The organism is Pseudomonas sp. Sample_24, assembly GCF_004307605.1.
Lineage (GTDB): Bacteria > Pseudomonadota > Gammaproteobacteria > Pseudomonadales > Pseudomonadaceae > Aquipseudomonas.
Genome location: NZ_RCNW01000214.1, coordinates 1 through 5514 on the forward strand (window position 1 = coordinate 1; position 5514 = coordinate 5514).

Consider the following 5514-nt stretch of genomic DNA (forward strand, 5'->3'; position numbering starts at 1 on the left):
GGCGGCGAAGAACTGCATAACAACCATCACACCTACCCTAACTCGGCCAAACTGTCGGTGAAGAAGTGGGAATTCGACATGGGCTGGGCATGGATTCAAGTGTTCAGCTTCCTGCGTCTGGCCAAGGTCCAGCGGGTCGCGCCGATTGCACACCGCGTCGAGGGCAAAGGCAGCCTCGACATGGACACCGCGATGGCGATCCTCAACAACCGCTTCCAGATCATGGCCCAATACCGCAAATTGGTGATCGGCCCGCTGGTCAAGCAAGAGCTGGAGAAAGTCGATCACTCGGTCCGTCACCAGTTCCACCGCGCCAAGCGCCTGCTCTCCCGGGAGACCAGCCTGCTGGATGACAAGCACCACGTACGCATCCAGAACATGCTCGAGCACAGCCAGGCGTTGAAGGTCATTTACGAGAAACGCCTGGCCCTGCAGCAGATCTGGGTCAAAACCAGCTCAAATGGTCATGACATGCTGGCTGCCATCAAGGACTGGGTACACGAAGCTGAAGCCAGCGGGATTCAATCCCTGCGTGATTTCGCTGACCAATTGAAAACCTACTCCCTGCGCCCTACCGCCTGACTGTGGCAAGGGTGCTTGCTCCCTGCGCCCTACCGCCTCACTGTGGCAAGGGTGCTTGCTCCCTGCGTCCTACCGCCTCACTGTGGCAAGGGTGCTTGCTCCCTGCGCCCTATTTCCTGACTGTGGCGAGGGAGCTTGCTCCCGCTCGGCTGCGAAGCGGCCGCCAACCTGACAAATAAAACGCGTTGTCAGGACCGCCCAGCGGGAGCAAGCTCCCTCGCCAAAAAAAGCGGGAACTTCGCTGCAAATCCCCCATCTCAAAGACACTTCGCCGCCCCGGCGGGCTTCGTTATGGCCGCTTTCGAACCTCAAGCGGCGCACGTCCTTTGAGATTTGTGCCAATGGTCAATAGAAACCAACAAGACTCATCCCCTGCGCAGTGGCCAGAAGCCGCACAAACCCTGTTGGCGCTGATGCACGCTCAAGGCGAAGTGGCGCGCCTGAGTGAGCGCGAACAGCTGTTCAGCACCCTGCTGGTCAGCGTCAACGCCGTACTTTGGGCATTCAACTGGGAAACCCGCCAGGTGCTGTATGTCAGCCCCGCTTATGAACGGATTTTCGGCCGCTCCGCCGACCTTTTGCTGTCCGACTTCAATCAGTGGCGCGACAGCATCTATCCCGACGACCTGGAATACGCCGAGAGCAGCCTGGCACAGGTGCTGGAAAAAGGTGCTGTCGAAGACCGCGAATACCGGATCATCGATGGGGACGGAAAGGTGCGCTGGCTCAGCGACAAATGTTTTATCAACCGTCAGACGGACCCCGGCCTGCCGCTGATCATTGTGGGTATCGCGGAAGACATCACCGAAAAAAAGCAGATGGAAACCGAATTGCAACGCCTGGCCACTACCGACGCCCTGACGCAGAGCAGCAATCGCCGACATTTCTTCGACGGTGCGCATCAGGAATTCGAACTGGCAAGGCAGCAAGGCATGCCGCTGTCGTTCCTGATGCTGGACATCGATGATTTCAAAGTGATCAACGACACTTACGGTCACCAGGAAGGCGACAATGTGCTGCAACGGATTGCTGACAGCGGCCGCGCAGCGCTACGTCGCGGCGATCTGTTCGGGCGAATTGGTGGTGAAGAATTCGCAGCGATTTTCCCCGGCTGCTCACCGGAGATGGCCCTGCAGGTGGCCGAGCGTCTGCAACGGGAGATCCAGCGCTTGAGCTTTAACCATGACGGCCAGACATTTGGCATCACCGTCAGCCAGGGCCTGACCAGCCTCACAGCTGAAGACGAAAACATCGACAGCCTGTTTGCTCGCGCAGATGCCGCGATGTACCAGGCCAAGCGCGAAGGCAAGAACCGGATCGTCACTGCCTGAGCGGCTCAGCACAGCCCCCTGTAGGCTCGCTCCCACAGTGTTTAGGGGTGAGTCTATTTTTTGCGCATCCGCATCAACTCCGGCAACCCGATCTTGAGTAACCTCGCCGTTCGGCTCCTGGCCAGCTCTTCGATGCCTTCATGCTCAGTCAACCGCGCCAGTTGCGCCGCCATGTTCATCACCAGGGCTTCGCGCGAATAAACCCCGCCACCGAGCTGGTAGACCGCGGCAATCAGCTCTCGCAGCTCCAAAGGCAGCCGCCAGCGCGTACGTAATGCCGAACCATAGGCGGCGCCGAATTCGGCCAGCGCTTCTCCGACCTCCTCTTGCTCGTCCAACTCGCCACCGGCCTGCTTCCATTCCTGCAAGCAACGCAGCAACGCCAAATCACCCAAGCGATGCAGCATGCCAGCGCAGTAACAACGCGCCTGATCCAGGTCGAGCAGGCGCGCCAGGGTTCGCGCGTATTCCGCCGTGTGCAGCGACAGGTCCCAATAGCGCTCCGCGTAGTCCGCCAGATACGGGTCGCTGAGCCGGGCACTGCGTTTGAGCGCCAACCCCAGAATCAGGTTCATGCTTTGTCCGGTACCCAGTCGATGCAGCGCCTGAGACAAGGTTTGTACGGCGGCACCATGGTGCTGGGCCGCGCTGTTGGCGGCAGCGATCAGCACGGCAGTAATCTGGGGATCGGTGCGAATTTCACTTTCCAGCACCGTCAGGTCGAGACCATTGGGGTTGAGGCTGCGTTTGACCGCCAACTGCACATCGGTCATCAACGGCGCACCTTCGGCCAGTTCACGACGACGCTCCAGGAACACTGACAATGTCATGCCTGGCGCCAATGCCGGGATTTCGCACGACACCTCCTGGCCGGCGCTGAGCAGCAGATCCTGCAGCCGTTGGGTCAGGCTTTCCATGTTCAGCGGCTTGGTCAGGTACGCGGTAGGCGCCAAGGGCAACGCCTCGCGCACACTCGCACTGTCGTTGCGGCTGCTCATCAGGATGAAGGGCAACGGAGGATTGCGTTTGCGTTGACGGACATTGCGCAACACATTCAGGCCATCGACGCCCGGCAATTCCCAGTCGACGATCACCAGGTCATACGGGTTTTGCGCCAACAGCTCCAACGCCCGATGGCCATCGGCGCACAGATCCAGTCGCGCGTCGCAGCGAACGTTCAACAACACTTCCTTGAGCAGATCCCGGGACCAAGGGTCGGCTTCGGCAATCAGTACTCTCGGAACGGCGGGTAAATTGACGACGGTCATACAGCTCTCCCTGGCAATGTCTGAACCTTAGCGAATGCTGGCCTTTCGATACAGCGCTAATGCGCGGGTTACATTTCGGTTGGCATAAAAAAACCCGCCGAAGCGGGTTTTTTGTCGATCAGGTCACACTAGGAGATCACAGCTCGGAGAAGCACTCTTCGATGATCGCCAGACCTTTGTCCAGTTGCTCGTCCGGCGAAGTCAGCGGTACCAGGACGCGCAGAACGTTGCCGTAGGTGCCGCAGGACAGCAGGATCAGACCCTTGTCGCGCGCCTTGGCCACGACGGACGCTACAGCTGCAGCGTTCGGCTTGTGGCTGTCGCCGTTTTCGAACAGCTCGACCGCGATCATCGCGCCCAGGGCACGGACTTCGCCGATCACCGGGTACTTGGCCTGGATGGCCTTCAGGCCAGTCACCAGACGCTCACCGACCGCTTTGCAACGATCCAGCAGGTGCTCTTCTTCGAACACTTCCATCACGGCCAGGGCCGCGGCGCAAGCGATCGGGCTACCGGCGTAGGTGCCACCCAGGCCGCCAGGTGCGATGGCGTCCATGTATTCGGCCTTGCCGCAGACACCGGCCAGCGGGAAGCCGCCAGCGATGGATTTGGCGAAGGTGGTCAGGTCGGCAGCAACGCCCATCTGTTCCATGGCGAAGAAAGTACCGGTACGGCCAGCGCCCGTCTGCACTTCGTCAGCGATCAGCAGGATGCCGTGCTGGTCGCACAGGGCACGCAGACGCTTCATGAATTCTTTAGGCGCGACGTAGAAACCACCTTCGCCCTGAACCGGCTCGATGATGATCGCGGCGATGTCTTTCGGCTCGGCGTCGTTCTTGAAGATGCGCTCGATGGAAGCGATCGAGTCGTCGATGCTTACACCGTGCAGTTCGTTCGGGTACAGCGCGCGGAAGATGCCGCCTGGCATCAGGCCCATGCCGGCCGAGTAAGGCACGACTTTACCGGTCAGGCCCAGGGTCATCATGGTGCGACCGTGGTAAGCGCCGGTGAACGCGATCACGCCGGCACGGCCAGTGGCGGCACGGGCGATCTTGATGGAGTTTTCCACGGCTTCGGAACCGGTGGTGACCAGCAGGGTTTTCTTGTCGAAATCACCTGGCACCTTGGCGTTGATTTTTTCGCACACTTCTACGTACGGCTCGTAGGCCAGAACCTGGAAGCAAGTGTGGGTCAGCTTGTTCAGCTGCTCGGTCACCGCGGCAATGACTTTCGGGTGCACGTGGCCGGTGTTCAGCACAGCGATGCCGCCGGCAAAGTCGATGAACTCACGACCTTCAACGTCGGTTACGGTCGCGTTCTTCGCGGAGTCGGCGAAGATCGGGTGGATCTGGCCAACACCACGTGGAACAGCAGCGGTACGGCGGGCCATCAAAGAAGCGTTAGTCTTGCTCATACATTCCTCATTCACCGCTCATCGGGCGGTGTGGTTCAAGGATAAAGCGACGGGGAACAGCGGCGGCAGCATGCGATGATCGACTGCCACAGCGTTCCCGGTCGCCGAGAAAATTCCGGTTTGAAGCGGCGCAAAGGGACAGCGCTCTCGTGCCCTTTGCGCTTGAAGCGATCCTTTACCGGGCTTAGATGCCCAGGCAGAGGTATTTGATTTCCAGGTAATCTTCGATGCCGTACTTGGAGCCTTCACGGCCCAGGCCCGAGGCCTTGATGCCGCCGAACGGCGCGACTTCGTTGGAGATCAAGCCGGTGTTGACGCCGACCATACCGTATTCCAGAGCTTCTGCCACACGGAACACACGACCCAGGTCGCGAGCATAGAAGTACGAGGCCAGGCCGAATTCGGTGTCGTTCGACATCGCGATCACATCGGCTTCATCTTTGAAGCGGAACAGCGGCGCCAGTGGGCCGAAGGTTTCTTCCTTGGCCACGGCCGCGTTGTTCGGCACGTTGGTCAGAATAGTCGGCTCGAAGAAGTTACCTTCCATCGACTTGCCACCGGACAGCACAGTAGCGCCTTTGGCAACGGCGTCAGCAATGTGCTCTTGCACCTTGGCCACGGCTTTTTCGTCGATCAGCGGACCGGTGGTGGTGCCGTCTTCCAGACCGTTACCGATCTTCAGCTTGGCGACCGCCACTTTTAGCTTCTCGGCGAACGCATCGTAGACCGAATCCTGGATGTACAGGCGGTTGGCGCAAACGCAGGTCTGGCCGTTGTTGCGGTATTTGGAAATGATCGCGCCTTCGACGGCCTTATCCAGGTCTGCGTCGTCGAACACGATGAACGGCGCGTTGCCGCCCAGTTCCAGGGACACTTTCTTGATGTCCTTGGCGCATTCCGACATCAGTTGACGACCGAT

4 protein-coding genes and 1 pseudogene are annotated in these 5514 nt (G+C 59.7%); 2 read left to right on the forward strand and 3 right to left on the reverse strand.

The features are described from left to right. Together desA and D8V06_RS11220 are read left to right on the forward strand one after the other, a co-directional pair. Window positions 1-582 (forward strand): annotated as a pseudogene (gene desA, locus D8V06_RS11210) (delta-9 fatty acid desaturase DesA); the annotation flags it as partial. Between the two features lie 341 nt (window positions 583-923). Beyond that, window positions 924-1913 (forward strand): sensor domain-containing diguanylate cyclase, encoded by a 990-nt coding sequence (locus tag D8V06_RS11220; RefSeq protein ID WP_130930978.1) that lies wholly within the window; start codon window positions 924-926, stop codon window positions 1911-1913. 53 nt (window positions 1914-1966) lie between these two features. Here D8V06_RS11220 and D8V06_RS11225 read toward each other — a convergent pair whose 3' ends face one another. The 3 genes from D8V06_RS11225 to D8V06_RS11235 form a co-directional block, all read right to left on the reverse strand. Next, entirely contained in the window at window positions 1967-3181 is a 1215-nt protein-coding gene (locus tag D8V06_RS11225; RefSeq protein ID WP_056852061.1) for a response regulator, read from the reverse strand. Between the two features lie 136 nt (window positions 3182-3317). After that, entirely contained in the window at window positions 3318-4595 is a 1278-nt protein-coding gene (gabT, locus tag D8V06_RS11230; RefSeq protein WP_007994487.1) for a 4-aminobutyrate--2-oxoglutarate transaminase, read from the reverse strand. Between the two features lie 184 nt (window positions 4596-4779). Next, window positions 4780-5514, reverse strand: a 735-nt coding sequence (locus D8V06_RS11235) for an aldehyde dehydrogenase family protein (protein ID WP_130930977.1), incomplete at its 5' end; no start/stop codon positions are given.

Coding starts and splice junctions, on each gene's coding strand:
- D8V06_RS11220 (WP_130930978.1), top strand. CDS start 924: ATGGTCAATAGAAACCAACAAGACTCATCCCCTGCGCAGTGGCCAGAA.
- gabT (WP_007994487.1), bottom strand. CDS start 4,595: ATGAGCAAGACTAACGCTTCTTTGATGGCCCGCCGTACCGCTGCTGTT.
- D8V06_RS11225 (WP_056852061.1), bottom strand. CDS start 3,181: ATGACCGTCGTCAATTTACCCGCCGTTCCGAGAGTACTGATTGCCGAA.